22 protein-coding genes and 2 tRNA genes are annotated in these 24,606 nt (G+C 62.3%); 12 read left to right on the forward strand and 12 right to left on the reverse strand.

Going from position 1 to position 24,606, the window contains the following annotated elements; all coding sequences use genetic code 11:
- The first annotated feature begins 113 nt into the window (after positions 1 to 113).
- Positions 114 to 2,480, forward strand: a complete 2,367-nt coding sequence (locus LLJ08_RS06750) for a DNA polymerase II (RefSeq protein WP_228208536.1) — start codon at positions 114 to 116, stop codon at positions 2,478 to 2,480.
- Positions 2,481 to 2,552: 72 nt separating this feature from the next.
- On the forward strand, positions 2,553 to 2,861 hold the full coding sequence (locus LLJ08_RS06755) for a hypothetical protein (RefSeq protein ID WP_228208537.1): 309 nt from the start codon (positions 2,553 to 2,555) through the stop codon (positions 2,859 to 2,861).
- 48 nt (positions 2,862 to 2,909) lie between these two features.
- On the opposite strand, the gene LLJ08_RS06760 is transcribed toward LLJ08_RS06755, so the two are convergent.
- Genes LLJ08_RS06760 through LLJ08_RS06770 form a run of 3 tightly spaced genes read right to left on the reverse strand, consistent with a single transcriptional unit; the run spans position 2,910 to position 6,062 of the window.
- On the reverse strand, positions 2,910 to 3,254 hold the full coding sequence (locus LLJ08_RS06760) for a YdbL family probable chaperone protein (RefSeq protein WP_014821015.1): 345 nt from the start codon (positions 3,252 to 3,254) through the stop codon (positions 2,910 to 2,912).
- An 8-nt stretch (positions 3,255 to 3,262) separates the two neighbouring features.
- Entirely contained in the window at positions 3,263 to 3,454 is a 192-nt protein-coding gene (locus tag LLJ08_RS06765) for a YnbE family lipoprotein (RefSeq protein WP_041014564.1), read from the reverse strand.
- 37 nt (positions 3,455 to 3,491) lie between these two features.
- Positions 3,492 to 6,062 (reverse strand): intermembrane phospholipid transport YdbH family protein, encoded by a 2,571-nt coding sequence (locus LLJ08_RS06770; protein ID WP_228208538.1) that lies wholly within the window; start codon positions 6,060 to 6,062, stop codon positions 3,492 to 3,494.
- 545 nt (positions 6,063 to 6,607) lie between these two features.
- Between LLJ08_RS06770 and LLJ08_RS06775 the strand changes: the two genes are divergently transcribed.
- Positions 6,608 to 6,955 carry a tetratricopeptide repeat protein gene (locus LLJ08_RS06775; protein ID WP_228208908.1) on the forward strand — a complete coding sequence of 116 codons (348 nt, stop codon included), beginning with the start codon at positions 6,608 to 6,610 and terminating at the stop codon, positions 6,953 to 6,955.
- Positions 6,956 to 7,020: 65 nt separating this feature from the next.
- Positions 7,021 to 8,493: a DNA recombination protein RmuC gene (locus LLJ08_RS06780; RefSeq protein WP_046618768.1), complete on the forward strand. Its 1,473-nt coding sequence runs from the start codon at positions 7,021 to 7,023 to the stop codon at positions 8,491 to 8,493.
- 9 nt (positions 8,494 to 8,502) lie between these two features.
- Here LLJ08_RS06780 and LLJ08_RS06785 read toward each other — a convergent pair whose 3' ends face one another.
- Positions 8,503 to 9,750 carry an MgtC/SapB family protein gene (locus LLJ08_RS06785; RefSeq protein WP_046618766.1) on the reverse strand — a complete coding sequence of 416 codons (1,248 nt, stop codon included), beginning with the start codon at positions 9,748 to 9,750 and terminating at the stop codon, positions 8,503 to 8,505.
- Between the two features lie 88 nt (positions 9,751 to 9,838).
- Complete coding sequence (locus LLJ08_RS06790; protein ID WP_228208539.1) at positions 9,839 to 13,306, reverse strand: hybrid sensor histidine kinase/response regulator; 3,468 nt, start codon at positions 13,304 to 13,306, stop codon at positions 9,839 to 9,841.
- Positions 13,307 to 13,583: 277 nt separating this feature from the next.
- Here LLJ08_RS06790 and LLJ08_RS06795 point away from each other — a divergent pair, with 277 nt between their 5' ends.
- The 4 genes from LLJ08_RS06795 (at position 13,584) to LLJ08_RS06810 (ending at position 16,744) form a co-directional block, all read left to right on the forward strand.
- Positions 13,584 to 14,144, forward strand: coding sequence for a GNAT family N-acetyltransferase (locus LLJ08_RS06795; RefSeq protein ID WP_014821008.1), 561 nt, complete (start codon positions 13,584 to 13,586; stop codon positions 14,142 to 14,144).
- Between the two features lie 151 nt (positions 14,145 to 14,295).
- On the forward strand, positions 14,296 to 15,012 hold the full coding sequence (locus LLJ08_RS06800; protein WP_014821007.1) for an AzlC family ABC transporter permease: 717 nt from the start codon (positions 14,296 to 14,298) through the stop codon (positions 15,010 to 15,012).
- Positions 15,009 to 15,335, forward strand: a complete 327-nt coding sequence (locus LLJ08_RS06805) for an AzlD domain-containing protein (protein ID WP_014821006.1) — start codon at positions 15,009 to 15,011, stop codon at positions 15,333 to 15,335. Before LLJ08_RS06800 ends, LLJ08_RS06805 begins: the two co-directional genes overlap by 4 nt.
- The gene (locus LLJ08_RS06810; RefSeq protein ID WP_228208540.1) at positions 15,332 to 16,744 is read left to right on the forward strand and encodes an MFS transporter; all 1,413 of its coding nucleotides are present in this window, start codon (positions 15,332 to 15,334) and stop codon (positions 16,742 to 16,744) included. The genes LLJ08_RS06805 and LLJ08_RS06810 overlap by 4 nt, the downstream gene beginning before the upstream one ends.
- A 36-nt stretch (positions 16,745 to 16,780) precedes the next feature.
- Here LLJ08_RS06810 and rdgC read toward each other — a convergent pair whose 3' ends face one another.
- Positions 16,781 to 17,701 carry a recombination-associated protein RdgC gene (rdgC, locus tag LLJ08_RS06815; RefSeq protein WP_003300724.1) on the reverse strand — a complete coding sequence of 307 codons (921 nt, stop codon included), beginning with the start codon at positions 17,699 to 17,701 and terminating at the stop codon, positions 16,781 to 16,783.
- A gap of 215 nt (positions 17,702 to 17,916) precedes the next feature.
- Here rdgC and LLJ08_RS06820 point away from each other — a divergent pair.
- The 3 genes from LLJ08_RS06820 (at position 17,917) to LLJ08_RS06830 (ending at position 19,093) form a co-directional block, all read left to right on the forward strand.
- Positions 17,917 to 17,992 (forward strand) — tRNA-Val (locus tag LLJ08_RS06820).
- Positions 17,993 to 18,005: 13 nt separating this feature from the next.
- Positions 18,006 to 18,082: transfer RNA gene (locus LLJ08_RS06825), tRNA-Asp, on the forward strand.
- A 267-nt stretch (positions 18,083 to 18,349) separates the two neighbouring features.
- Complete coding sequence (locus LLJ08_RS06830) at positions 18,350 to 19,093, forward strand: BamJ family beta-barrel-assembly machinery protein (protein WP_256445910.1); 744 nt, start codon at positions 18,350 to 18,352, stop codon at positions 19,091 to 19,093.
- 77 nt (positions 19,094 to 19,170) lie between these two features.
- Here LLJ08_RS06830 and bfr read toward each other — a convergent pair whose 3' ends face one another.
- The gene (bfr, locus tag LLJ08_RS06835; RefSeq protein WP_003300730.1) at positions 19,171 to 19,641 is read right to left on the reverse strand and encodes a bacterioferritin; all 471 of its coding nucleotides are present in this window, start codon (positions 19,639 to 19,641) and stop codon (positions 19,171 to 19,173) included.
- A 191-nt stretch (positions 19,642 to 19,832) separates the two neighbouring features.
- Positions 19,833 to 20,051, reverse strand: a complete 219-nt coding sequence (locus tag LLJ08_RS06840; protein WP_014821003.1) for a bacterioferritin-associated ferredoxin — start codon at positions 20,049 to 20,051, stop codon at positions 19,833 to 19,835.
- Between the two features lie 194 nt (positions 20,052 to 20,245).
- Here LLJ08_RS06840 and LLJ08_RS06845 point away from each other — a divergent pair, with 194 nt between their 5' ends.
- Positions 20,246 to 20,785, forward strand: a complete 540-nt coding sequence (locus tag LLJ08_RS06845; protein ID WP_003300734.1) for a YaeQ family protein — start codon at positions 20,246 to 20,248, stop codon at positions 20,783 to 20,785.
- Positions 20,786 to 20,803: 18 nt separating this feature from the next.
- On the opposite strand, the gene LLJ08_RS06850 is transcribed toward LLJ08_RS06845, so the two are convergent.
- The 4 genes from LLJ08_RS06850 to LLJ08_RS06865 all read right to left on the reverse strand — a co-directional run bounded on the left by LLJ08_RS06850 (position 20,804) and on the right by LLJ08_RS06865 (position 24,503).
- On the reverse strand, positions 20,804 to 22,024 hold the full coding sequence (locus LLJ08_RS06850) for an NRAMP family divalent metal transporter (protein WP_228208541.1): 1,221 nt from the start codon (positions 22,022 to 22,024) through the stop codon (positions 20,804 to 20,806).
- 114 nt (positions 22,025 to 22,138) lie between these two features.
- The gene (locus LLJ08_RS06855) at positions 22,139 to 23,053 is read right to left on the reverse strand and encodes a 5-oxoprolinase subunit C family protein (protein WP_228208542.1); all 915 of its coding nucleotides are present in this window, start codon (positions 23,051 to 23,053) and stop codon (positions 22,139 to 22,141) included.
- On the reverse strand, positions 23,050 to 23,757 hold the full coding sequence (gene pxpB, locus LLJ08_RS06860) for a 5-oxoprolinase subunit PxpB (RefSeq protein WP_042926259.1): 708 nt from the start codon (positions 23,755 to 23,757) through the stop codon (positions 23,050 to 23,052). Before pxpB ends, LLJ08_RS06855 begins: the two co-directional genes overlap by 4 nt.
- Positions 23,754 to 24,503, reverse strand: a complete 750-nt coding sequence (locus LLJ08_RS06865; RefSeq protein WP_228208543.1) for a 5-oxoprolinase subunit PxpA — start codon at positions 24,501 to 24,503, stop codon at positions 23,754 to 23,756. Before LLJ08_RS06865 ends, pxpB begins: the two co-directional genes overlap by 4 nt.
- Between the last annotated feature and the right edge of the window lie 103 nt (positions 24,504 to 24,606).

The following is a 24,606-nucleotide window of genomic DNA, read 5'->3' on the forward strand; positions in this document are numbered from 1 at the left end:
TTTTGTGCCCTCGGTATGCGGCGGCCGGGTTTGTCTGATGATGGCTACGCTTCAACGGCAGGTGCAGTCTGCTGCATGGCCATCACAGTGTTGCGCGAAGCGAGGGGAGGGTGATGTCGCAGCTACGGCGGGGCTTTATCCTGACCCGGCACTGGCGGGATGCGCCGGAGGGTACGGAGGTCAGTTTCTGGCTGGCCACCGACGCTGGCGCACTGCAGCTACGTGTCCCGCATCAAGATTCCGTCGCTTTCATCCCCGAAGAGCAGCGTCCTCTTGCTGAAGTGCTGCTACGTCGCGAGCGTGATGTGGAATTGCGACCGCTGGCCTTGTGCGACTTCCGCCATCGGCCAGTGATGGGGTTGTACAGCCGTTCGTACCGTCGCTTGCTGGATTGCGCGCGGTTGCTGCGTGAGGCCGGGGTGGACGTCTATGAGTCCGATATCCGTCCCCCCGAGCGCTACCTGATGGAGCGTTTCATCACCGCGCCGGTGTCCTTTTCAGATGCGTCTGGCGGTGACGGTACATCGATCGATGCGCAGCTCAAACCGGCGCCTGACTACCGGCCGAAGCTAAGACTGGTTTCGCTGGATATTGAAACTACCGCCCGCGGCGAGCTCTATTCGATTGCCCTGGAGGGCTGTGGCCAGCGTCAGGTCTACATGCTCGGGCCGGAAAACGGGCAGGGCAAGACCGTCGATTTTTCTCTGCAGTATTGCGATAGCCGACGCGAGTTGCTCGAGCGGCTGAACGACTGGTTTGCCGAGCATGACCCGGATGCGATCATCGGCTGGAATCTGGTGCAGTTCGATCTGCGCGTGCTGCGCGATCATTCGCAGCGCCTGCAAGTGCCATTGCGTCTGGGGCGCGGTGGTGCGGAGATGGAGTGGCGCGAGCACGGCGGTCGCGGCAATCATTATTTCGCCGCGGCCGCTGGGCGCTTGATTATCGATGGCATCGAGGCGCTTCGCTCGGCGACCTGGAGCTTCCCCTCCTTTAGCCTGGAGAACGTCGCCCAGATCCTTCTGGGTGAAGGCAAGGCCATCGACAATCCCTACCAGCGCATGGCGGAAATCGATCGCATGTTCGTCGAGGACAAACCGGCTCTGGCGCGCTACAACCTTAAGGATTGCGAGCTGGTAACACGCATCTTCGCCCGCACCGAACTGCTGACCTTCCTTCTCGAGCGCGCCACGGTGACCGGACTGGCTGCGGATCGCAGTGGCGGTTCGGTCGCGGCCTTCGAGCATCTGTACCTGCCGCTGATGCATCGCCAGGGCTTCGTCGCGCCGAATCTTGGAGAGCGGCGGCCGGAGGCCAGCCCGGGTGGCTTCGTGATGAATTCGCAGCCGGGGCTTTACGAATCAGTACTGGTGCTCGATTACAAGAGCCTCTATCCGTCGATCATACGAACCTTTCTCATCGACCCGGTGGGGTTGATCGACGGGCTGCGCCAGCCGGATGACGAACAATCGATTCCCGGCTTCCGCGGTGCGCGCTTCTCGCGGACTAGGCACTGTCTGCCGGCAATCGTGGAGCGCGTCTGGGAGGGGCGCGAAACGGCGAAACGCGAACACAACAAGCCGTTGTCGCAGGCGCTGAAAATCATCATGAATGCCTTCTACGGCGTACTCGGTTCCAGTGGCTGCCGTTTCTTCGATACGCGCCTGGCCTCGTCCATCACCCTGCGCGGTCACGAGATCATGCGGCGCACACGGGAGCTGATCGAGGCGCAGGGGCATGCCGTCATCTATGGCGATACCGATTCCACGTTCGTCTGGTTGCGCAAAGCGCATTCGGATGACGAGGCGGCGCTGATCGGCCGTCAGCTGGTACAGCACATCAATGATTGGTGGCGAATGTATCTGCAGTCCGAGTACGGGCTGGGTAGTGCGCTGGAGCTGCAATACGAAACCCATTTCCGGCGCTTTTTGATGCCGACCATTCGTGGTGCGGAGGAGGGCAGCAAAAAGCGTTATGCCGGACTGATCACCCGGCCCGATGGCAGCGACGGTATGGTCTTCAAGGGATTGGAAACCGTGCGTACCGACTGGTCGCCATTGGCCCAACGCTTTCAGCAGGAGCTCTACCAACGCATCTTCCACCGCCAGCCGCACGGGGAGTACGTGCGCGACTACGTACGGCGCACGCTGGCCGGTGAGCTGGATGAGCTGCTGATCTATCGCAAGCGCTTGCGCCGCAGGCTCGATGACTACCAGCGCAATGTGCCACCCCATGTGCGTGCGGCGCGTTTGGCGGATGACTACAACGACCGTCAGGGGCGGCCTCGGCAGTATCAGAACGGTGGCTGGATCAGCTACCTGATGACGGTCGCCGGGCCCGAGCCGCTGGAAACACGGTCATCGGCCGTCGACTACGACCACTATGTAACGCGGCAACTGCAGCCCGTGGCGGATGCGATTCTGCCCTTCGTGGGAGATGACTTCGCGTCGCTCGTCGATGGGCAGCTCGGCTTGTTCTGAGTTCACCGGCTCGCGGCATCTATCTAGTGCCGCACCGGTCATATGTCGAGCAACATTTACTGGAGCTCCGACATGTACCTGATTCAGTTGCTGCTACCGCTTTACGACAACGATCAGCAGGCGCTGCCGAAGTCGTCTTTCCGTGCTGTGCGTGATGAGCTCATCGAGCGTTTCGGTGGCCTGACCACCTATTCGCGAGCCCCGGCGAGTGGCTATTGGCTGGAAGAGGGCGACAACGCGGTTCATGACGAGTCGGTGGTCTACGAAGTCATGGCCAATGATCTGGACAGGGGCTGGTGGGCCGATTATCGCGCCGAGCTGGAGCGCCGGTTTCGGCAGGAGAGCCTGGTGATCCGGGCACACGCTCTGATGCTGCTGTAGGCGCTGCCGCGAAGAGCGATGGCCGGCAGACCCGGCCATCATCGTTGGTTACTTGCGAACCCAGTTGCCGTTGAGCTGAATGATCTGGCCCGAGGGCGTCTTCTCGATGGCTTTCTTGCCGGCGATGGCTTCCACGTCGCTGACGCTGATGCCGTTTTGCTTGGCGACGCGGTGGTACTCGGCTCGGCGCGCCTGATTGATCTGGCTTGCGATGTCCTCGGCGTTCTGGCTGGACCGCACCACGCCGAGATAGCCGTCGGGCTTCTCGCCAAGCAAGCCGCTGGCCTTGGCGTCACCCAGGGCAGACATGGCTTCGTTGAGTGTCATGGCTGCCGCTGGCAGAGCGATCATGAGTGCCAACAGCAGGCTTGCCAATTTCAGATAGGTTTTCATCGTCGTCCTCAGAACAGTCCGCTGTCTTCGTTAATGATCGAGTCGAGCTGCTTGTCCACTCGGATGTAAATCTCATGTTCGATCTTCACGTTCAGGTTGATGTTGATCGGCTCGTTCGGTACGGCCAGTTCCACCCGCGGCGTACAGGCGCTGGCGAGCACGGCCAGCAGCAGAATGGTCAGCGATTGGCGCAACCGCATGGCGGTCTCTCCTGTTTCGGCTAGCGGCTGCAGGGCCTCATTGAAGGCGTTGAAGATGTTCCTGCACCCGTCGTTGAATTGTTTCGCTTACCCGGTCGCTCAGTTGCAAGCTGGTCAGCAGCGCCGGAATGTCCTCTTCCAGATTGATCGAAAAATTGATCGGGCGGCCTCCTTCCAGGGCTGGGTTGCGGCCGTTCAGGCGCAGCGCGAGGTTCAGTTTGCCGCTCTCATCATAGCGGACGTCACTGCTCAGCCGATCATAATGAAAATCGTGCAGGGCTTCGGTGACGATCTTCATGGCCGGGTTCGACTGACCAAGGGCTTCTATCTTCGGCGAACGAAAGCGCAGTACACCGCCGGGTGCGCGCGCGGCCAGCTCGCCCTGGTCGACGCTGAACCCGAGTGCGCTGCGGCGAATGTCGAAGCTGCCATCAATCAGGCCGCTGCCATCGAGCCCTTCGGTAGGGTAGGCGGCGAGCATGTCGCTCAGTTGCAGTCCTTGCAGCTTGGCGCTTAATTGTTGCTGCGGTGCAGCAAGGTCGAGCGTGGCGGGGGCGAGCCAGAACCTGCCGCCGAAGATTTGGGTTTCCGCGGTTGCCCAGCGCAGCTGGCCTTGCACTGGATGATCGAGATCGGTGCGGTAGTTTCCGCGCAGCAGCAGCGGGCCAAAAGTGAATCCGGGATTGAGCTGAGCGAGGCGCAGCTCGGTTATATCCAGCTCCAGGCGGTTGCGCTCGAGGCTTGCAGCGATTCTTGCGTCGAGCCCGGATATCTCGGCGCGGTCGATGATGCCGGCCAGTCCCCGGGCCTCCAGCGTGAGCCTGGCGGATGGCGGTGTGCTGCCAGCTGGCACAGAAAGCGTGCCATCAGCCAGCAGGCGCCCGCTGTTCAGTTCGAGCATCTCCGGCCAGGCTGTGAAGCTGCGGGCAAGCGGGTTGCCGGCGCGCAGAAAGATCTCCTTTAGCTTGCCGCTTGCCTGTAGTGGGCCGTTCCAGCGCTTGTTCAGGTTTGCTGCCAGTGTCAGCCCGACATCGTTGCTCAATGGGCCGGTCGCTGCCAGTTTTGTGGCATCAGCTTCCAGCTGCCCGCTCCAGTGCCAGCCCTGGGAGATCAGTCGCGGGTGATCCAGTCGGCTGACGCGCAGGTCCAGCGGCCCCTGTACGCGCCAGCTAGGCGGCTCTGAGTTGCGGCGGTCGAGATGCAGGCTGAGCGGTTGGGAGAGCAGGGCCTGCAGTTGGCGGGCAGTGAGTTCTCCGCTGGTCAGGTCGGTGAGGGTGGCCCGTGAGCTTTTATGCAGCTGTACATCGATCTGCTCGAGGTCCGCACGACCGGAGAAGTCCAGCGTGGCCTCCAGACCTCCTAGCGAAAGCGCATCCAGCTTCAGCTTGCTACTGCGCAGTTGCAGTTGCGCCTGCTCGATCTGCAGTACATATGGCGGTGCGGTATTCAGTCGCACCCGTGCCTGCAGGGTCGCCGGTGTGGCGCCTTGGGCGTCCAGCTTGACCTGTAGCGGCAGTTCGTCTTGATCGGTTTCGGCATCCAAGGGCTCGATCTGGATGTTCAGCCACTCAGGTCGCACATTCTCGGGAAGGTCGGCGACGAGCGCCGGTTCGGGGCGTAGCTGGACATTGGCTTTCAGCTCGGTAGGCAGCCACAGGCCATCCTGTCCATTAGCCGTGAGGTCGATATCGCCTTGCACCTCGCCAAGCCCGATGATTGGCCACGGCGCCGGCAAGTGGCCGGAGAGACGCAGCTCCCCGCCGGCACGGCGCCATTCGAGCGTGCCGTCTGTCGAGCGAGGCACGCTAAGCGCCCAACCTGCGCCAAGCCGCATGTCAGCAGGCATGTCTGGCAGCGGGGTGGGTTCGTAGCCGGTCCATTCGCTTAGCCAGCTCAACAGCCAGGGCGCTTCCGGCAAGCTGCCCATGGCAAGGGTGCCATCGAATCGCAGGGTGTTGCCGAGGAGGTTGAACCGGTTACGGCCTTCCAGGCGCGGCTGCTCGTCGATCAGCAGTCTGGCTTCGATCAGGCTGTGCATGGGGTCTGGTCCCTGTGCACTGACGATCAGCGAAACACGGTGTTCGTTGCGTCGCAGGTCCAGCCGGGCATCGACAGGCAGCAGTGTTTCGCCGGCGTGTTCCAGCCACAGGCTGCCCCGTTCGTCGCACCGACCCTTCGCGCAGGGGAGGTCCATCCTCAAATCAGCTATGGTCATTCGCTGCGGCAGCCACGCCCCCCAGCGTGCATATTGCTCGGCGTCGCGCGGAGGCGAGCTCTCGTTCCCGGCATGCGGTAGCGAGAGTAGGGTCGTGCTGAGGCGATCTATTTGAAGCGATTGTGGTGGAAATGGCTGAAAAATGCTGGGAACTTGCAGCGCGATATTTTCAGCCCGGACGGTCAGGTTGAGGCCGTTCTCGGTCAGCTGTGCATAGTCAAGCTGGCGGATCGATATGCTTCTGAAAGAGACACGCAGCCCCTGCCAGTCGAGTTCGACGATGCCTTGTTCGCGCTTGAACGCTGTCCATTGATACCAGGCGAAACCGCCGGCAAGCAGCAGTAGCAGCAGGCTAACCAGCAGCCAGCGCAGTATTCTCGACGGTTTCGTCATTTCCAGTTCCAGAATGCGAGGCGTACAGCATAGCCGCAGAACAAGCGTAGCTACCGTGCTCCGGCAAGGTGCGCAGGACGACAACAGCTTTGTGTGAAAGTTCGCTCTTGTGCCGCTGCAACCCTTGTGGCAAGCCGCTTCGCGCCGGGTGCGCTGAACTTGTGCACATTTGCGCAGCATGCCTGTCAAGGCCTTATGACAAACTGTCGCAAATCGCCTGAACTCATAGATCGTTAATAACCAATTGAAAAATAAGCACTTTTTTCATTGGCGAAAAAAACGTCAGTTTAAGCGCAGCCCCCATGAGACGTGGCATTCATAGATTTGTCTTCTGTTTGTCCACTGACTTATCCACAGCTTCTGTGGATTAATTTTTGGTGTGATCCGGATCTAATTTTTTCGCTTTTGACAAGACTTTAACTCTCGGAAAAAAGGAGTAGAGTGCGCGACCTTATTCATCCAGCCCCCAGATGTGCATGAGAACGCGTACAGCCTCCTCCGCCTCCTTCGCCACTACCGCCCCTACGGCACGGTTGCCGCTGCGCATGGCGCTGTGGTTGCTCAATAGCCAGCACCTGGGCAGAAATCAGGGTGTCAAGCGGATTGCGGGGCGCCTGCTCAAGCAGCCGGCGCGTGAGGGCGTGGTGGAAGCGCAGAGTCGTCTGGGGCGTCTGCTGTGCTGCGAGTGCGATGGTCAGCGCGACCGCCGTATCGGTTTCGAGCTGCTGCGTCAGGCGGCCCGTGCAGGCGACTGCCAGGCACAGCTGGAGCTGGGACGCCTTTATTGCCAGCCCGACCACAGCGAACCTGCCAAGGCGCGCCTGTGGCTCGAGCAAGCCGCCGCACAGGGTTCCCAGGAGGCTGCGAGCTTCCTTCAGCGGATCAAGGGCTGACGGCACCCGCCTGACCACCCACCTGCGGCTCGCTATACTGCCCGGCACTTTTGCCGGAGCCCTTCATGTCCTTTGATCCTCTTCATCTATTGATCGGTCTGGCGCTCGGCCTGGCTGCCCTGGCTGGGCTGAGCCTTTATCTGCAGCGCCGCCTGTCCGCCAGCGAGTCCGAACAGGCGTTGCTCGATGAGCGGCTCCGACAGGCCACCCTGGCGCAGGAGGGGCTGACGGCGCAGCTGGAGGGCTGTCGGATCGAGCTGGCCGAGTTGAGTGGCATCAAATCAGCGCAACAGGCCGAGCTGGCTGCGTTGCGCCGCGAGGCCGAACTGTTGCGCACGCAGCGTGACGGCCATGATGAAACCATTGCCGACCTGCAAGCCGAGCGCGACGCCCAGCAAGGTGAACTGCGCCGGTTGAGCGCGACCCATGCCGCACTCGAAGCCGAACTGCGCGAACAGCACAACGCCCATCAGCAAAGGCTGGCAGACCTGCAGGCAGCGCGTGACGACCTGCGGGCACAGTTCGCTGAGCTGGCCGGCAAAATCTTCGACGAGCGTGAGCAGCGTTTCAGCGAGTCCAGCCATGAGCGCCTGGGACAGCTGCTCGAACCGCTGAAGGAACGCATCCAGTCGTTCGAGAAGCGAGTCGAGGAGAGCTACCAGAACGAAGCGCGCGAGCGCTTCTCCTTGGCTCGCGAGCTGGAGCGCCTGCAGCAGCTGAACCAACGCCTTGGTGATGAAGCGACCAACCTGACCCGTGCGCTGCAAGGGCAGAAGACACAGGGCAACTGGGGCGAGCTGGTGCTGGAAAAGGTGCTGGAGCACGCCGGGCTGGAGAAGGGTCGCGAGTACCGTACGCAGGTCAGCCTGAAGAGCCCTGACGGTGAGCGTTTTCAGCCGGATGTGCTGATCCATCTGCCCGGGGACAAACAGGTCGTGGTTGATGCCAAAGTCAGTCTGACCGCCTATCAGGCGCTGACCTGCGCCGAGGATGAAGGCAGCCGGGCGCTGGCGCTCAAGCAGCATGTGCAATCGCTGCGCAGCCACCTCAAGGGGCTCTCGCTGAAGGACTACCAGCGCCTCGATGGCTTGCAGAGCCTCGACTTCGTGCTGCTGTTCGTGCCGATCGAGGCGGCTTTCGCGGCCGCGCTGCAGGCAGATCCCGATCTGTTCCAGGAAGCCTATGGGCGGCACATCGTGATCGTCAGTCCGACGACCTTGCTCGCCACCCTGCGGGTCATCGACAGCCTCTGGCGGCAGGAGCGGCAAAGCCAGAACGCCCGGGAGATCGCCGAGAAAGCCGGCGGGCTTTACGACAAGTTCGTAGCCTTCATCCAGGATCTCGATGAGATCGGCAGCCGCTTGCAGCAGGTGGATCGTGCTTACCTGGCGGCGCGCAACAAGCTTAGCGATGGTCGCGGCAACCTTGTTGGTCGAGCCGAGCAATTGAAGTCGCTCGGTGCGCGGGCCAGCAAGCGCTTGCCGGGCGACTGGCTGGAGCGTGCCGGTGCCGAGGAACTCAGCGAGGCGGGCGACTAGATCGCGGCGCTAACGCAACAGCAGCACGGCGAGCGCGGTCAGCAGCCCGGCGAACATGATCGGCAGGGTACGGATAGCCAGTTCACGGCCACCGATGAAGGCGATCAGCATGGCCTTGACCAGGCTGTTGCTCAGCACGGCGAATACGATGCCGCGCGACGCGACTTCGTGACTGAGCCCGTCGCGGGCATTGTTGGCCAGCGAGAGGGTGATCGCATCCACATCGGTCAGACCTGCGACCAGCGACACCATGTAGATGCCGGCATCGCCCAGCCAGCGCCGTGCCCCCTCGACCAGTAGCAGGATCAACACCAGCAAGGCGGCGAAGCGTAGCGCCGGTCCCAGCTCGAACGGGTTCTTCAGCAGGGGCTCGGCAGTATCTGTGGGCGTTTTGGCTGCCAGCAGGTAATAGAAGATTGCACCTGCTGTATAGATGGCGCCGGCGCACGCCAGAGGCAGGATCAGGCCGGGAAGCAGCGCCGGATTGACCAGCCCCACCTCCAGTAGAACGCGAGGAAACATGAGCGCCGACGTCGCCAGCAGGCCGGCTGCGAGCGCGGCACGCAGCTTCGGCGCGTTCAGTCGCGCCAGCGTGATGGTCATCGCAGTGGAGGAGACGATGCCGCCAAGCAGCGCCGTGACGAAGAGACCGTGACGAGGGCCGAGGATACGGATCGCCACGTATGCGGCGAATCCGATTCCGGCGATCAGTACCACCATCATCCAGGTCGTGTAGGGATTGAGTGCCTGCCAGGGGCCATAGCCCTGGTTCGGCAGCGTGGGCAGCAGCACCACTGAGATGAACAGCATCTTCAGCGCGCCGCCCAGTTCCGCCTCGCTGAGCCGCTTCAGCGCCTGATGCAGCGGGGCTTTCAGGCTCAGCAGCAGCGCCACGACGATGGCGCATGCGGCGGCGAGTTGCCGGCTCTCCGCGACCGCCAGGCTGCCGAGAACAAAGGTCAGCAGCATGGCGACCTCGGTGGTCATGCCATGGTCGCCGCTGCGACGCGCATCGATCAGATAGCCGGCAATGACCAGCAGCGCGAGCATGGCGAACATGGCCACCCAAGCAGAGCCGCCGAGATGGCTGACGCTAACCGCCGCGAGCCCGCCGAACAGGCCCGACAGGCCGAAGGTGCGGACCCCGGCGACCAGCTCCTGGCCGGGGCCGTCTCTGCCGCTCCAGCTACGTTCGGTGCCGATCAGTAGCCCGACGGCAAGCGCCGTGGCGAGGTTGAGAAAAAGCTCGAGCGTCATCGGCCACCTTGCCGCCAAGTGTGCAAATTGCCAGCAGTGTAACCGGCCTCAGCCGCGATTGTTTCACCCGCTGGCCGAGGTCGCCTGTCTACTGAAGCGTCAGGTGCCGGCTCATCAGGGCGCGCAACGCCGCAGGCTTGACCGGCTTGGCGAGGAAATCCAGGCCGCTTGCGTGAATCGCCGCCACCAGTTCCGGGCGGCCATCGGCACTGATCACCACGCCGGGCACCGGCTCGCCCAGGCGGGTGCGCAACCAGGCCATCAGCTCGGTGCCGGTCTGGCCTTCGTCGAGGTGATAGTCGACCAGCACCAGTTGCGGGCGAATGTCCTCGGCCAGCAGCGCTTCGCATTCGGCGCGGTTGCTGGCGGTCCATACCTGGCAACCCCAGCGGGTGAGCAGGCTGTTCATGCCGACCAGAATGCTGTCCTCGTTATCAATGCAAAGAACCTGAGTGCCGGTCAACGCGGTGTGATGCGGCTCGCCACGCTTGGCTGCCGGGCGCGGCTGGCTCAATGCACGGGCGATCGGCACAGTGACGCTGAACACGCTGCCCTTGCCCGGCCAGGAGCGCACTTCCAGTGGGTGTTCGAGTACGTGGCAGAGACCGTCGGCGATGGCCAGGCCCAGGCCCAGGCCTTTCTCCGCGCGGGTCTGGTGGCTGTCGAGGCGTTTGAACTCCTCGAAGATCACTTTCAGCTTGTCATGCGGAATGCCCGGGCCGCGGTCCCAGACTTCGAGCCGTAGTGATGCGCCTTGCCGGCGCACGCCGAGCACTACGCGGCCCTTGGCGTAACGGAAGGCATTGGTGAGGAAGTTCTGCAGCACGCGACGGAGCAGACGTATGTCACTGTCGACGCGCAGCTTGCTGCCGTGCACGCGGAAGTTGACCCCCTGTTCGCGGGCCAGTGCGGTGAACTCCGTGCCCAGCGTGTCGAACAGCGTGGCGAGTGGGAAGGGGTTGCGATCTGGAGTCACTCGACCGCTTTCCAGGCGTGAGATATCCAGCAGGTCGGTGATCAGGTCCTCGGCCGAGCGGAGCGAGCTGTCCAGATGCTGTACCAGTTCCTGGGCTTCCTTGGGCAAAGCGCTTTGCTGGTGCGACAGCGCCGCGGAGAACAGGCGCGCTGCGTTGAGCGGCTGCATCAGGTCGTGGCTGACGGCGGCAAGGAAGCGCGTCTTCGACTGATTGGCGGCTTCCGCTGTGCTCTTGGCTTCGATCAATGCCTGGTTGAGCTGCGACAGTTCCTGGGTGCGCTCGCTGACCCGCTGCTCGAGGCCTTCGTTGGCATCTTTCAAGGCGCGTTCGGCTTCGCGGTAGGCGGTGATGTCACTGAAGCTCATGACGAAGCCGCCGCCCGGCATCGGGTTGCCGATCAGCTCGACGACGCGGCCGTTGGGGAACAGTCGCTCGGACGTATGTGCGCGACCCTGGCGCATCCAGTACAGGCGCTTGGCCACGTGGGTGTCGGGATCGCCTGGACCGCATAGTCCGCGTTCGGCGTTGTAGCGGATGATGTCGGCGATCGGGCGGCCGATGTAGACCAGCCCGTCCGGGTACTCGAAGAGTTCGAGATAGCGATGGTTCCATGCCACCAGGCGCAGCGACTGGTCGACCACGCTGATGCCCTGGGTGATGTTTTCGATCGCGCCTTGCAGCAGTGCACGGTTGAACTGCAGCACCTCCGACGCTTCGCCGACGATGCGCACCACGTCGTCGACCTGCATGTCGCGGCCTTCCAGCGCTGCCTTGACCACCGCACGGGTGGACGACGCGCCGAGCACGCCCGCCAGCAGGCGTTCGGTATGGGCGATCCACTGACCATCGGCCTGCAGCTTGGGCGAGAAGTCCTGGCCGTGGCGACGGGCAAAGCGCTGGAAACTCTGCTCGGCGCGCTCGGCGCCGACGAAGCGGGATGCCAGGACCAGCAGGTCTTCGACGCGTACGGCGAGCAGACGGCGGGCACCGGTCGGGGAGGCGATCTCCTGACCGATGAAACGGCTGGCCTGCCAATGCTCGGCCACGTGGGTCTGGGTGAGGATGGATACCCAGAAGAACAGCGTGGCATTGCCGATCAGCGACAGGGTCACGCCCAGGGTCAGTCCGCTGAGGCCGAAACCGAGGCCGCCGTTGTACATCCAGCTCAGGCCCGGGAACATTTCCAGCGGCCAGCCCAGCAGAGGAACAATCAGCGTATAGAACCAGATTGCCGCGCCGGCGGTCAGGCCGGCGAACACGCCGCGACGGTTGGCCTGCTTCCAATACAGCGCACCAACCATCGCCGGGGCCAGCTGAGTGATGGCGGCGAAGGCGATCTGGCCGATTGTAGCCAGCGATGCCGTGGAGCCGAGCAGGCGGTAGCTGACATAGGCGAGCAGCAGGATCACGACGATGCTGATGCGACGTACCGAGAGCATCCAGTGACGGAACGCCTCGAATGGGCGCTCGGTTTCCTGGCGGCGCAGCAGCCAGGGCAGCAGCATGTCGTTGGAAACCATGGTCGACAGTGCGACGCTGGCGACGATTACCATGCCGGTTGCCGCCGAGGCGCCGCCGATGAAGGCGAGCAGGGCGAGCCAGGGATGCAGTTCGGCCAACGGCAGGCTGATGACGAAAGAGTCCGGCGTTACGCCAGGCGGCAGCAGCATCTGTCCGGCCAGCGCGATCGGGATGACGAACACCGCGGCGAGTACCAGATAGAGCGGAAACACCCAGCGGGCCATACGGAAGTCTCGCGGCTCGATGTTTTCCACCACAGAAACGTGAAACTGCCGCGGCAGACAGACGATCGCCATCATCGCGACGGTGGTCTGGACCAGCATGGCTGACCAGTTGACACCTTCGCTCCAGAATCCGGCAAGGTCCGGCGAATCATAGGCCTGATTGAACAGATCGCCGAAGCCGTCGAACAGGCCGAAGGTGACGAAGGCGCCCACCGCCAGGAATGCCAGCAGCTTGACCAACGATTCGAAGGCGATTGCCAGGACCATGCCGCGGTGATGCTCGGTCACATCGAGGTTGCGCGTGCCGAAAAGGATGGTGAACAGCGCCAGCACGATCGAGACGATCAGCGCGGTGTCGCGCGTGCCGGTGCCGGCCGCCTCGATGTTGATGCCGCTTAGCAGGTTGACGCCGAGTACGATGCCTTTGAGCTGCAGCGCGATGTACGGCAGTACGCCAACCAGGCAGATCAGCGTAACAACCACTGCCAGCAGCTGGGATTTGCCATAGCGGGCGGCGATGAAGTCGGCAATGGAGGTGATGTTCTCCTGCTTGCTGATCATGATCATCTTCTGGATCACATGCGGTGCGAACAGCATCAGCAGGATCGGGCCCAGATAGATCGGCAGGAACGCCCAGAGCTGCTCGGCGGATTGACCAACGGCACCGAAGAAGGTCCAGCTGGTGCAGTACACCGCCAGTGAAAGGCTATAGACCCAAGGCCGCAGACGCGGTGACATGGAAGCGCTGTTGCGGTCGCCGTAGAAAGCGATGGCGAACAGAATGGCCATATAGACGAGGGCGACCGCAGCGATCAGCCCGCCTGACAGCGTCATGCAAACTCCAGAAAACGAAAGGTGAGTGCCAGGTAGGCCTCGGCGGGCCGGTAACGGTGCCGAATTCAATCAGCCCTGGTGACTCGTTAATATGCTGAGTTCGCGAAGTTTCGCAGCAATGGTCACCCCGTGTGCAGGGTTGCGACCAAGGTCGCATGCGTCTAGCGCGGGCCCGCCAGCAATATCGCCGGTCGTCCGCGAAGTACGGCGTTTCCTGCGCCATGGGTTACTGTCTGGTAACCGCCGATTTGCCCGAACGCAATAACAGGAGAATGTCATGCTCAGCCCCCATCCGGTAACCCTGCAGCGCGGGGCGCTGCGCCTGGAGCCGCTGATGGAAGCGGATATCCCGGAGCTGGTTGCCCTGGCAGAGCGGAACCGCGCCGAGCTGACATATATGAGCGGGCCGCTAAGGCCGGACTGGTACCGCCATGCGCTGGCCGAACAGCGCGAGGGGCGCGCGGTTGTCTTCAGTGTGCGCATGGCCGAGCAGCTGGTCGGCACCACGCGCTTCGCCGACTTCAACCTGAGCCTGCCGGCGGCCGAATTGGGCTGGACCTGGCTGGACCATGCGGAGCATGGCACCGGGCTGAATGCCTCGATCAAGTACCTGCTGCTGCGTCATGCATTCGAAGAATGGCAGTTGGTTCGCCTGCAGCTGAAGACGGCCGTCAGTAACCTCCGCTCGCAACGGGCCATCGAAAAGCTAGGTGCCCTACGCGAAGGATTGCTGCGTAACCATCGGCGACTGGCAGACGGTCGTCTGGACGATACCGTGCTGTACAGCATCACCGACCGTGACTGGCCGCAGCTCAAGCAGCGGCTCGCGGCCGACTGACTGCTCTGACGCATCGCCTGAGCGTCTGAGTTCGGTTATCGTGCGGTGCTCTGCCGCATGTTTTGCGTCGATCTGTCCGCCACCCACGCCTTTCGCTACGAGGTCGATAGGCAACGCAAGGTTCGGTGCGAAATTGGCTACAGGAGTTCCAATGTCCCGCTCGCAAGAGTTCGTTCACGGATGCCGTGACATTCTGCCGTTGATCCTCGGTGCCATTCCGTTCGGCGTCATCTTCGGCACGCTGGCCGTCGGCGCCGGATTGACGCCCTGGCAGACCATGGGCATGTCTTCGCTGGTCTTCGCCGGTTCCGCACAGTTCATCGCGATCACGCTGATAACCGGTGGCGTAGGCGCAGCCGTGGTACTGCTGACCACCTTCGTGGTCAATCTGCGGCATGCCTTGTACAGCGCCGCGCTGCAGCCTTTCGTTCGTCATCTGCCGGGCCGCTGGCGCGCCCCTCTGGCGTTCTGGCTCACGGACGAGGCCTTCGCCGTGGTGCAGAACCGCTATGCCCGCGACGATGAGTCGCCGTACAAGCATTGGTTCTTTCTCGGAGCCGCGCTGACCATGTACATCAACTGGCAGTTGTCGACACTGGTGGGTGTCGCCTTCGGTCAGGCGGTTCCGGATATCGCCAGCTGGGGGCTGGACTTCGCCATGATCGCCACTTTCATCGGCATCGCGGTGCCGATGATGCGGACGCGCCCGCAGGTGGCCTCGGCGCTGGTGGCTGGCGCGGTGGCCTTGCTGACCTGGGAGCTGCCTTACAAGCTCGGACTGATTGCCGCCGCCATGGCCGGCATCGTCGTCGGCGTCTGGCTCGAACGTCGCGCCGAAGCGGCTGCGCGCATGCAGGGGGCGCTATGACGACCTGGTTGCTGATCTTCGGCATGCTGGCGATCACCTTCGTGATCCGCTACAGCTTTTTCGCCTGGCCCAACCTGCGCTTTCCCCGCGCTATCGAGCAGGGGCTGCATTACGTGCCGGTGGCGGTACTGACTGCCATCGTGGTGCCGGGAATGCTGATGCCGGAAGGGCAGTGGGCGTTGCGCCCGGACAATGCCTATCTGCTAGCGGGGCTGTTGGCGATCCTCATAGCCGCGTTTAGCCGCAACCTGCTGGCGACTATCGCCGGCGGACTGCTGAGCTTCTTTCTGCTGCGCTGGGCTTTCGGGCAGTTGCCGATATGAATCAGGAATCGACCGGGGCTAGCTCGACAAGGCGTGTGCCAGCTGGCGGGCCGGCGACCACGCATTCGCAGTTTCGCCTGCTCGGCAAGCGTCGCTTCCTGCCTTTTTTCTGCACGCAGCTGCTCGGTGCATTCAACGACAACGTGTTCAAGCAGGCGTTGATCCTGGCGATTCTGTTCAAGATCGGCACTGGCGCCGACAAGAGTCTGCTGATCAATCTTTGTGCGCTGCTGTTCATCCTGCCGTTCTTTCTGTTCTCCGCGCTGGGTGGCCAGTTCGGCGAGCGCTTCGAGAAGGCCTGGCTGATTCGCCGGATCAAGTTCGCCGAGATCCTGATCATGCTTGTCGGGGCGCTCGGCATGCTGCTCGGCAACCTGCCGGTATTGCTTGCGGTGCTGTTCTGCATGGGCACCCAGTCGGCGCTGTTTGGTCCGGTCAAGTACTCGATCCTGCCGCAGCAGCTCGCCGAGGATGAGCTGGTGGGAGGCAATGCGCTGGTGGAGATGGGAACGTTCCTGGCGATTCTCGGGGGCACCATCGGTGCGGGTGTGTTGATGGCGAGTGAGGGCTACGCCGAGCTGGTGGCGATCAGCGTGGTTCTGATCGCGCTCGTCGGTTATCTCGCCAGTCTGGCCATTCCAGCCGGTACGGCAGCGCTGCCGACCCTGCATATGGATTGGCGCGTGCTGCGTCAGTCATGGCGCATTCTGCGGCTGGGGCTCGGTCAGCAGCGGGCGGTGTCCCGGGCCATGCTGGGCAATTCCTGGTTCTGGTTTCTCGGTGCGACCTACCTGACGCAGATCCCGGCGTTTGCCAAGGACTATCTCGGTGGCGATGAAAGCGTGGTGACGTTGATCCTGACGCTGTTTTCGGTCGGCATCGCGCTGGGGTCGCTGCTTTGCGAGCGGCTGTCGCGGCATCACGTGGAGATCGGCCTGGTCCCGTTCGGAGCCATTGGCCTGAGCCTTTGCGGAGTGCTGCTGTGGTGGCATGCGAGCGGCCACGTGGAGCCTGTGGGTACGGTCGACTGGCTTGCGCTGCTCGGCGAGCCTTCTGCCTGGTGGGTACTGATGGATATCCTCGGGCTGGGGATTTTCGGTGGGCTGTACATCGTCCCGCTGTATGCCCTGATCCAGTCACGCAGTGTGGTTCACGAGCGCTCGCGAGTGGTGGCAGCGAACAACATTCTCAACGCGCTGTTCATGGTCGCGTCGGCGATCATCGCAATTGTCCTGCTGGTGCTGCTGAAGCTCTCGATACCGCAGCTTTTCCTGACTGTTTCGTTGCTCAGCGTGCTGGTCTGCGGGGCGCTGTTCGTCGATGCGCCGGAGTTCATCGAGCGTTTTCTGATCTGGTCGCTGGGGGAGCGATTGGGCGGGGCGCTGGCGTTGCAGCTGAAGGTGCGTTGAGGGGAGCGGGGCGCCGATCAGCGCCCCGGGCGGGTGTCAGAGGCCCTGGGGGACTTCTTCGCCACCGAACGCCTCGAACAGCGCAGGCAGGAACTCGCGGAAGGTCATCATCATCAGCAGGAAACTGGCGTCCTGCTGGGCAAGGGCGTCTTCACCACCGTCCTGCTCGGCCTGGTCCTGCAGCAGTTCCTCGAAGCGCAGGCGCTTGATGATCAACTTGTCGTCCAGCACGAAGGACAGCTTGTCCTGCCAGGCCAGCGACAGCTGGGTGACCTGCTTGCCTGCTTCCATATGCTGCTGGATCTCGTCGCTGGTCAGGTCCTGGCGCTTGCAGCGCACCACGCCGCCGTCCTCGTGGGTATCGCGCAGCTCACATTCGTCGAGCACGAAGAAATCGTCTGCGGACTTCTGCGTCTTGACCCAATCGGTCAGGGTGGCGCTTGGCGCAATCTTCACGGTCAGCGGGCGCACCGGCAGCGAGCCGATCGCTTCACGCAGGGTGGACAGCAGGTCCTCGGCCTTCTTCGGGCTGGCCGAGTTCACCAGGATCAGCCCGCGCTCGGCGTCGATTGCGGCGAAGGTGCCGGATTTGCGGATGAAGGCGCGCGGCAGAAAGGCCTGGATGATCTCGTCTTTTATCTGGTCGCGCTCCTTCTTGTAGACCTTGCGCATCTGCTCGGCTTCGATCTCGTCGACCTTTTCCTTCAGCGCATCCTTGACGACGCTGCCCGGAAGAATGCGTTCTTCCTTGCGCGTGGCGATCAGCAGGAAACCCTGGCTGACGTGCACCAGGGGGGCGTCTTCACCCTTACCAAAAGGGGCGACGAAGCCGTAGGTGCTCAGCTCCTGGCTGGCGCAGGGGCGGGCAGGTTTGGCGGCCAGTGCAGCTTCGAGTGTCTCGGCATCTAGAGCGACGTTCTGGGTGAGACGGTAAACGAGCAGGTTACGAAACCACATGGCGGGGTAGATCTCCGGAAAGCAAAGGGGTGCATTATTCCTGCCTGGCCAGTTCAGGCCAACCCTGCGGGATGTTAATGCACGGCGAACGAGAAAAATCGGCTGGTAAATCGAGGGTTTTCCTAAGTCTTTGGAACTTCTGCAATTTTTTTTTCGAAAGGGGGTTGCCAAGGTGCGGAACCCTCTCTAGAATGCGCCCCACTTCGAGAGCAAACGGGTGATTAGCTCAGCTGGGAGAGCATCTGCCTTACAAGCAGAGGGTCGGCGGTTCGATCCCGTCATCACCCACCACTCGAGGTTTAGCGCAGCGGTAGTTCAGTCGGTTAGAATACCGGCCTGTCACGCCGGGGGTCGCGGGTTCGAGTCCCGTCCGCTGCGCCATATTCGCTTCACGGGTCCACTGAACGCCCTGAAGCAACGAAAGAAACGGCCATCTAGGCCGTTTTTTTTTGCCTGAATTTTTGTGGGCGGAAGCTGCGGGTGCCGCTTCTCGCTCGGCTCGATCCTGCTGTCGGATTGCTACGCGCGTCCGTTCTTTGCAATCTCTTTACGGTCCTTGCCTTGGGGTGCGGTAGCCAGTGCCGGGATGCGCTGCTAAGCTCGACCATCGGTTTTTCGAATGCCCAACAGCGTATTTAAGGAAACAGCATGAGACTGAGACATCATCGTTTGGCGCCTGCGGTTGCCCTGGTTGGCCTGGTGCTGGCCGGCTGCGACTCGCAGACCAGTGTCAAACTGGACACTCCGGCGCAGAAGGCGTCCTATGGTATCGGCCTGAATATGGGCAAGAGCCTTGCGCAGGAGGGTATGGATGATCTCGACTCCCAGGCTGTTGCGCAGGGTATTGAAGATGCCATCGGCAAGAAGGAGCAGAAGCTCACCGATGAGCAGCTGATGGAAGCTTTCACCTTCCTACAAACCCGTGCCGAAGAGCGCATGGTTGAGATGAATGCCAAAGCGGTCGAGGCTGGCAAGAAGTTCCTCGAAGACAACGCCAAGCGTGAAGGTGTGAAGACCACCGAATCCGGTCTGCAGTACGAAGTCGTCAAGGCGGCCGAAGGCCGTCAACCGACCGAGAACGACGTGGTGACCGTGCACTACGAGGGCAGCTTGACCGACGGCACCGTCTTCGATAGCTCGATCAAGCGCGGCAGCCCGATCGATCTGCCGGTCGGCGGTGTGATTCCAGGTTGGGTCGAAGGTCTGCAGCTGATGCATGTGGGCGAGAAGTACAAGCTCTACATCCCGAGCGAACTGGCCTACGGCGAGCAGAGCCCGAGCCCGCTGATCCCGGCCAACTCGGTGCTGGTCTTCGATCTCGAGCTGCTGGATATCAAGGGTGACGAGGCCGAGCAGCCCGCAGCCGAGCAGCCTGCTGAAGCAGCCGAGTAGGAATAAGCGGTTCTCTTCGCTGCAAACGAAAACGCCCCGATCTAGTCGGGGCGTTTTTATATGGGCTTGTTACTGAGTCAGTCGTCCATCTGCGACTGCAGGTAGTTTTCCATGCCCACCTTGTCGATCAGGCTCAGCTGCGTCTCCAGCCAGTCGATGTGTTCCTCCTCGGATTCGAGGATGTCTTCCAGCAGCTCGCGACTGCCGTAGTCGCCGACGCTTTCGCAGTAAGCGATGGCGACCTTCAGATCCTGCACGCCACCTTGCTCCAGCCTGAGGTCGCACTCGAGCATCTCGCGAGTGTTCTCACCGATCAGCAGCTTGCCCAGATCCTGCAGATTCGGCAGGCCTTCCAGGAACAGGATGCGCTTGATCAGCTTGTCCGCATGCTTCATCTCGTCGATGGATTCTTCGTACTCATGCTTGCCGAGCTTGCCGAGACCCCAGTCCTCATACATGCGCGCGTGCAGGAAGTACTGGTTGATGGCTACCAGCTCATTGCCGAGGATCTTGTTGAGGTGCTGAATGACCAGCTTGTCGCCTTTCATGTAGTTAACCTGCCTGACGCGGTGGGAATGCAAGCAGTCTGGCCACGCTCAGGCGACCTGTCAAACCTAAGTCATTGAATGCTAAAGCTAAACCCTAGCGAGAATAGTTGCGTTCCGCATCCTTCTGAGCAACTTGCTGATTTGCAGGCAAAAAAAAGCCGGGCATGCCCCGGCTTCATGGCTTCAGTCTGTCAAGCCTGAACAAAACTGGCAGGGTAGGCGAGGGAGGCCTGGGCACTTTGCACGTTGCTGAGCGTCTCGCGCACGACCTGCTTGGCGACGCAGGCGCACTTGCCGCACTGGGTGGCGACGCCGGTCGTTTCCCGTACTTCACGGTAGCTGCAGCAGCCTTCGTAGATGGCATCGCGAATCTGGCCGTCGGTGACACCCTGGCAAAGACAGACGTACATAGAAGCACTACCCGTTGAATTCGTTGACGGTTGGGATGCTAATCAGAATGAGAATAATTGTCAAAGTTCGTTCGTCGGGGGGGCTCCGATGAGCGTATTTTTCCGTTCGTACCGACGGTGTCGAAGGCCGCAGCGAGGATCGGTGTTGACCGCTTTGCGGTAGACTGCGCGCCTTTTCGCAACGGAGGCCGTTCATGGCCCTGCAAGCCACACCATATAAAGTCGAGCTGAATCTCACGGACCTGGACCGCGGGGTTTACGAGAATCTGCGCTTTACGGTCGCCAAACACCCGTCGGAAACCGAAGAACGCCTCGGCGTGCGATTGATTGCCTATGCGCTCTGGTATAGCGAGCAGCTGGCCTTTGGTCGCGGCCTCTCTGATGTGGACGAGCCAGCACTCTGGGAAAAGAGTCTGGATGGCCGCGTCCTTCATTGGATCGAAGTGGGTCAGCCGGATGCAGAGCGATTGACTTGGTGTTCGCGACGAGCCGAACGCGTCAGCCTGGTTGCCTATGGCAATCTGCGCGTCTGGCAGGGCAAGGTGATCGATGCGGTGAAGGGATTGAAGAATCTGTCCATTGCCACCATCGACTCGGAGTCACTTGCCGCGTTGGTCAAGGACTTGCCGCGTAGTCTGCAGTGGGGCGTGATGATCAGTGATGGCACGTTGTTCATCACCGATGAGCGTGGTCAGTTCGAAGTGAAGTTGGGTTGGTTGCTCGGCGAGCGCTGAGAGCGCCCGCCGTGCCAGTCACGCTTGCCAGAACTCCAGCAGCGCATTGAACGACATCACCACCCCGACCGCCGTGGCCAGCATGGCCAATATGCCGAACACCAGCATCCAGGTGGGGTGACGGTAGGCGTCGCCGACGATGTTCGTTTTGCGCGATGCGAGCAGTATGCAGCCCAGTGCCAGCGGCAGCACTAGGGCATTCAGCGTGCCCGCTACCACCAGAACCTTCACGGGCTGGCCGACCAGGCTGTAGATGAGCGTCGAACAGGCAATAAAGGCGATCACGACTCGCTGGTTATGCCGGCGGATGCTGTCATGCAGCGAGTACATGAAGGTCACACTGGTATAAGCGGCGCCGATCACCGATGAAACCGAAGCGGCCAGCAGCACTACGCCAAAGATCTTGTAGCCGATGGCGCCCATCGAATGGGAAAACACCGACGCAGCGGGATTGCTCGGGTCGAGAGTCAGGCCCTGGCTGACGACCCCGAGCGCGGCAAGAAAGAGGCAGATCCGCACGACGCCGGTAGTAGCGATACCGATCACGGCCGCGCGGGTTACCAGCCTGACATTCTCTACACCGGTGATGCCGGCCTCTACCAGGCGATGGCCACCGGAAAACGATATGTAGCCGCCGACCGTGCCGCCCACCAATGTCACGATCGGCAGCAGCAGGATCAATGGGTCGTCCGGATTGAAGCTGCGACTCATCGCTTCGAGCAGCGGTGGATTCGACTGCAGCATGGCGTAGCCGATCATGCACAGCATCACCAGCCCGAGCACCTGCATCACCGAGTCCATTACGCCCTTGGCGTTGCGCAGCAGGAAGATGCCGATGATCAGCACGGCGGCGATCAACGAGCCGATTATCGGCGGGACGCCGAAGATCACATTCATCGCCAGGCCGGCGCCACCGATGTTGCCGATGTTGAAGGCAATGCCGCCAAGCACGATGAAGGCGGATATCAGATGGCCGACGCCGGGTATCACGCGGTTGGCGACGTCCTGGCCGCGCAGGTTGGCAACGGTGATCACCCGCCAGATATTAAGCTGGGCACCGATGTCGATGAGCAAAGAGATCAGGATCGCGAAGGCGAAACTCGCCAGATACTTCTCGGTGAACAGCGACGTTTGGGTTAGAAACGCGGGTCCGATGGACGAAGTCGCCATGATGAAAATGGCGCCGCGCAGGACGTTGCGCTGGGCGGGAGTGCCGCGTTCGGCTTGTGTGGCTTGCATTGGATACCTTCTTTTTCTTGGCGTTGGGGCAGGTAGAAATGCGCCCGGGTCATACCCGGCAATGTTGTTCTTGTAGGAATAACTGGCTGCTGGTCAGCGGCTCCTTATGAGCGACTACCGCCACTGGGCGAGCAGTTCGCGGTGCGCGCGTTGCGCGGCCTCCAGTGAAATCGGTTTGAGCCTAAGAGGGGTACCGGGCAGGCACTGCGCCAGCTGGGCCACCGCCGCAGGTGTCAGCGCGCCGAGGCGTGGATAGCCGCCGATCGTCTGGCGGTCGTTGAGCAGGATGATCGGCTGCCCGTCGGCCGGAACCTGGATCGCCCCCAGCGGCACGCCTTCGGAAATCATGGATGAGCGCGTGCTGTGAAGCGCGGGGCCGAGCAAGCGCACGCCCATGCGGTCGGCTCGTTGATCGACTGTCCAGTCGCTGTTGAAGGCATCGAACAGGCTCTGGCCGCTGAAATCACCAATCTGCGCGCCGAGCACGACCGCCAGGGTCGCGCTCGATAGTGGGGTGACGGTTTGCACTGGCAGCTCTCGGCGAGCAGCAGAAACACCACCGAGCCAGTGCAAGCGGTCGCCCTCGGCCAGCGCTTGGCCGTCACCGGACAAGCCGCCGAGCTGCTCGCGCCGGACCGTGGCGTAGCTCCCCAACACCGGTGTCGCCTGGAAGCCACCTGGTGCCGCGAGATAGGCGCGAACGCCTCGCTTTGGATGCGCGAAGGCAAGCAGCTGACCCTTACGGACCTCGAAGCTGCGCCCCGGCGCGATGGCCTCGTCATCGAGCGCGGCGCCAAGATCGGCGCCGCAGATGGCCAGGCAGGTATCGGTTTCCGCGCGAAGGCTGAAATTCCCCAGCGTGATTTCCACTGTCGCGGCCTGCACCGGATTGCCAAGCAGCCAGTTGGCCCAGCCGTGGGAAATCCAGTCCACCGGGCCGCCCTGGGTAACGCCGAGGTGACGTACGCCCATACGGCCGCCGTCCTGCAGGCTGGCCAGTGCGCCGGCGCGTTCGATAAGCAGGCTCATGCAGTGGTTTCCTCGAAGGGGCTGTCGTCACCGCCCAGGCGGACGAATTCGGCGCGCTCGATGGGCACGAAACGCACCCGGTCCCCTGGTTGCCAGAGGCTGTAGCCGTCGAGCTCGCGGTCGAACAGACGAACCGGGCTGCGCCCGATCAGATTCCAGCCGCCCGGCGAAACCAGTGGGTAGATCGCTGTCTGCCGATCGGCGATGCCTAGGCTGCCCGCCGGCACCTGCTTGCGCGGTGTGGCCAGGCGCGGGCTGGCCAGACGCTCATCGACCAGCCCGAGAAAGGCGAAACCCGGTGCAAAGCCTAGGGCGAATACCTGATAGATATGCGCGCTGTGTTGCTCGATCACGCCAGCTACACCGAGTCCGCTGCGCTTGCCTAGCGCTCGTAGCTCGGGGCCGACGCTGGCGTCGTACCACACCGGGATTTCATGCTGGCGCGCGGTTTCGGCGGCGGCGGGCTGCAGACCCGCGAGCGCTTGGTGAAGGTGCTGGCGAGCCTGCAGGTCGTCCAGTTGGGTCAGGTCGTAATGCACTAGCAGCGTGGTGTAGGAAGGCACCAGATCGACCAGTGCCGCGCCGAAGGTTTCGCGCACACGCTGACTGGCGGCGAGCATCCAGGGCATGTTGTCTTCATCGATCTGATCGAACAGGCGCAGCAACAGGCTGTCGACGCCGACCACTTCGATCCGCGGCTTCATGCGGGAAGCGCCTGCAGCGCCTGACGGATGCGCTGGACGGCAGCAACGGAGCCGGCATTGTCGCCATGCACGCAGAGGGTGTCGGCCTGCAGGACCAGTGCACTGCCATCGCTCGCGGTCAGCGCCTCGCCCTTGGCCAGGCGCAAGGCCTGGTCGGCCACGGTGTCTGCATCGTGGTGGACGGCGCCTGGCAGGCTGCGCGAAACCAGCATGCCGGCGGCGTCGTAGGCGCGGTCGGCGAACACCTCGAACCACAGGGTGATGCCCATTTCCGCTGCCAGCGCCTGGCTTGCGCTGTTGTCGCGGGTGGACATCAGCATCAGCGGCAGGTTGGCGCTGTAGGCCTTGATGGCGCTCATCACCGCGCGCAGCAGGTCGGGCTGGCGCATCATGTCGTTGTACAGCGCACCGTGAGGTTTGACGTAGCGGACCTGCGTGCCTTCAGCGCGGCAGATGCCGTCGAGCGCGCCGATCTGGTAGAGCAGCATGTTCTCCACTTCGGCCGGGCTGCAGGTCATGGAGCGCCGGCCGAAGCCGACCAGATCCGGATAGGCCGGATGGGCGCCGATGCGCACATCATGCTTGCGTGCCAATGCGACCGTGCGCCGCATGATCTGCGGATCGGACGCGTGGAAGCCGCAGGCGACATTGGCGCAGTCGATGAAAGGCATCACCTCGGCATCCAGGCCCATGGTCCAGGCGCCGAAGCTTTCCCCTATGTCGCAATTGAGTAAGAGACGACTCACGATGGCTGCTCCTTTCGAAATGGACTGGTGCGTGTGCGGCGGTGTCGAGGATCGATACACTGATAAAGTATCGATAAATTATCAACGTATTTCTTCCGTAGGG

Source organism: Stutzerimonas chloritidismutans, from assembly GCF_020783375.1.
GTDB classification, from domain to species: Bacteria; Pseudomonadota; Gammaproteobacteria; order Pseudomonadales; family Pseudomonadaceae; genus Stutzerimonas; species Stutzerimonas kunmingensis.

Bases quoted from the DNA above. Each gene is read 5' to 3' on its own strand.
- LLJ08_RS06760 (WP_014821015.1), bottom strand. From the start codon at position 3,254: ATGAAAACCTATCTGAAATTGGCAAGCCTGCTGTTGGCACTCATGATC.
- LLJ08_RS06840 (WP_014821003.1), bottom strand. From the start codon at position 20,051: ATGTACGTCTGTCTTTGCCAGGGTGTCACCGACGGCCAGATTCGCGAT.
- LLJ08_RS06830 (WP_256445910.1), top strand. From the start codon at position 18,350: ATGAGACTGAGACATCATCGTTTGGCGCCTGCGGTTGCCCTGGTTGGC.
- LLJ08_RS06795 (WP_014821008.1), top strand. From the start codon at position 13,584: ATGCTCAGCCCCCATCCGGTAACCCTGCAGCGCGGGGCGCTGCGCCTG.
- bfr (WP_003300730.1), bottom strand. From the start codon at position 19,641: ATGAAAGGCGACAAGCTGGTCATTCAGCACCTCAACAAGATCCTCGGC.
- LLJ08_RS06755 (WP_228208537.1), top strand. From the start codon at position 2,553: ATGTACCTGATTCAGTTGCTGCTACCGCTTTACGACAACGATCAGCAG.
- LLJ08_RS06805 (WP_014821006.1), top strand. From the start codon at position 15,009: ATGACGACCTGGTTGCTGATCTTCGGCATGCTGGCGATCACCTTCGTG.
- LLJ08_RS06800 (WP_014821007.1), top strand. From the start codon at position 14,296: ATGTCCCGCTCGCAAGAGTTCGTTCACGGATGCCGTGACATTCTGCCG.
- LLJ08_RS06765 (WP_041014564.1), bottom strand. From the start codon at position 3,454: ATGCGGTTGCGCCAATCGCTGACCATTCTGCTGCTGGCCGTGCTCGCC.
- LLJ08_RS06750 (WP_228208536.1), top strand. From the start codon at position 114: ATGTCGCAGCTACGGCGGGGCTTTATCCTGACCCGGCACTGGCGGGAT.
- LLJ08_RS06780 (WP_046618768.1), top strand. From the start codon at position 7,021: ATGTCCTTTGATCCTCTTCATCTATTGATCGGTCTGGCGCTCGGCCTG.
- LLJ08_RS06850 (WP_228208541.1), bottom strand. From the start codon at position 22,024: ATGCAAGCCACACAAGCCGAACGCGGCACTCCCGCCCAGCGCAACGTC.
- LLJ08_RS06785 (WP_046618766.1), bottom strand. From the start codon at position 9,750: ATGACGCTCGAGCTTTTTCTCAACCTCGCCACGGCGCTTGCCGTCGGG.
- LLJ08_RS06790 (WP_228208539.1), bottom strand. From the start codon at position 13,306: ATGACGCTGTCAGGCGGGCTGATCGCTGCGGTCGCCCTCGTCTATATG.
- rdgC (WP_003300724.1), bottom strand. From the start codon at position 17,701: ATGTGGTTTCGTAACCTGCTCGTTTACCGTCTCACCCAGAACGTCGCT.
- LLJ08_RS06810 (WP_228208540.1), top strand. From the start codon at position 15,332: ATGAATCAGGAATCGACCGGGGCTAGCTCGACAAGGCGTGTGCCAGCT.
- LLJ08_RS06855 (WP_228208542.1), bottom strand. From the start codon at position 23,053: ATGAGCCTGCTTATCGAACGCGCCGGCGCACTGGCCAGCCTGCAGGAC.
- LLJ08_RS06845 (WP_003300734.1), top strand. From the start codon at position 20,246: ATGGCCCTGCAAGCCACACCATATAAAGTCGAGCTGAATCTCACGGAC.
- LLJ08_RS06775 (WP_228208908.1), top strand. From the start codon at position 6,608: ATGGCGCTGTGGTTGCTCAATAGCCAGCACCTGGGCAGAAATCAGGGT.
- LLJ08_RS06770 (WP_228208538.1), bottom strand. From the start codon at position 6,062: ATGACGAAACCGTCGAGAATACTGCGCTGGCTGCTGGTTAGCCTGCTG.
- pxpB (WP_042926259.1), bottom strand. From the start codon at position 23,757: ATGAAGCCGCGGATCGAAGTGGTCGGCGTCGACAGCCTGTTGCTGCGC.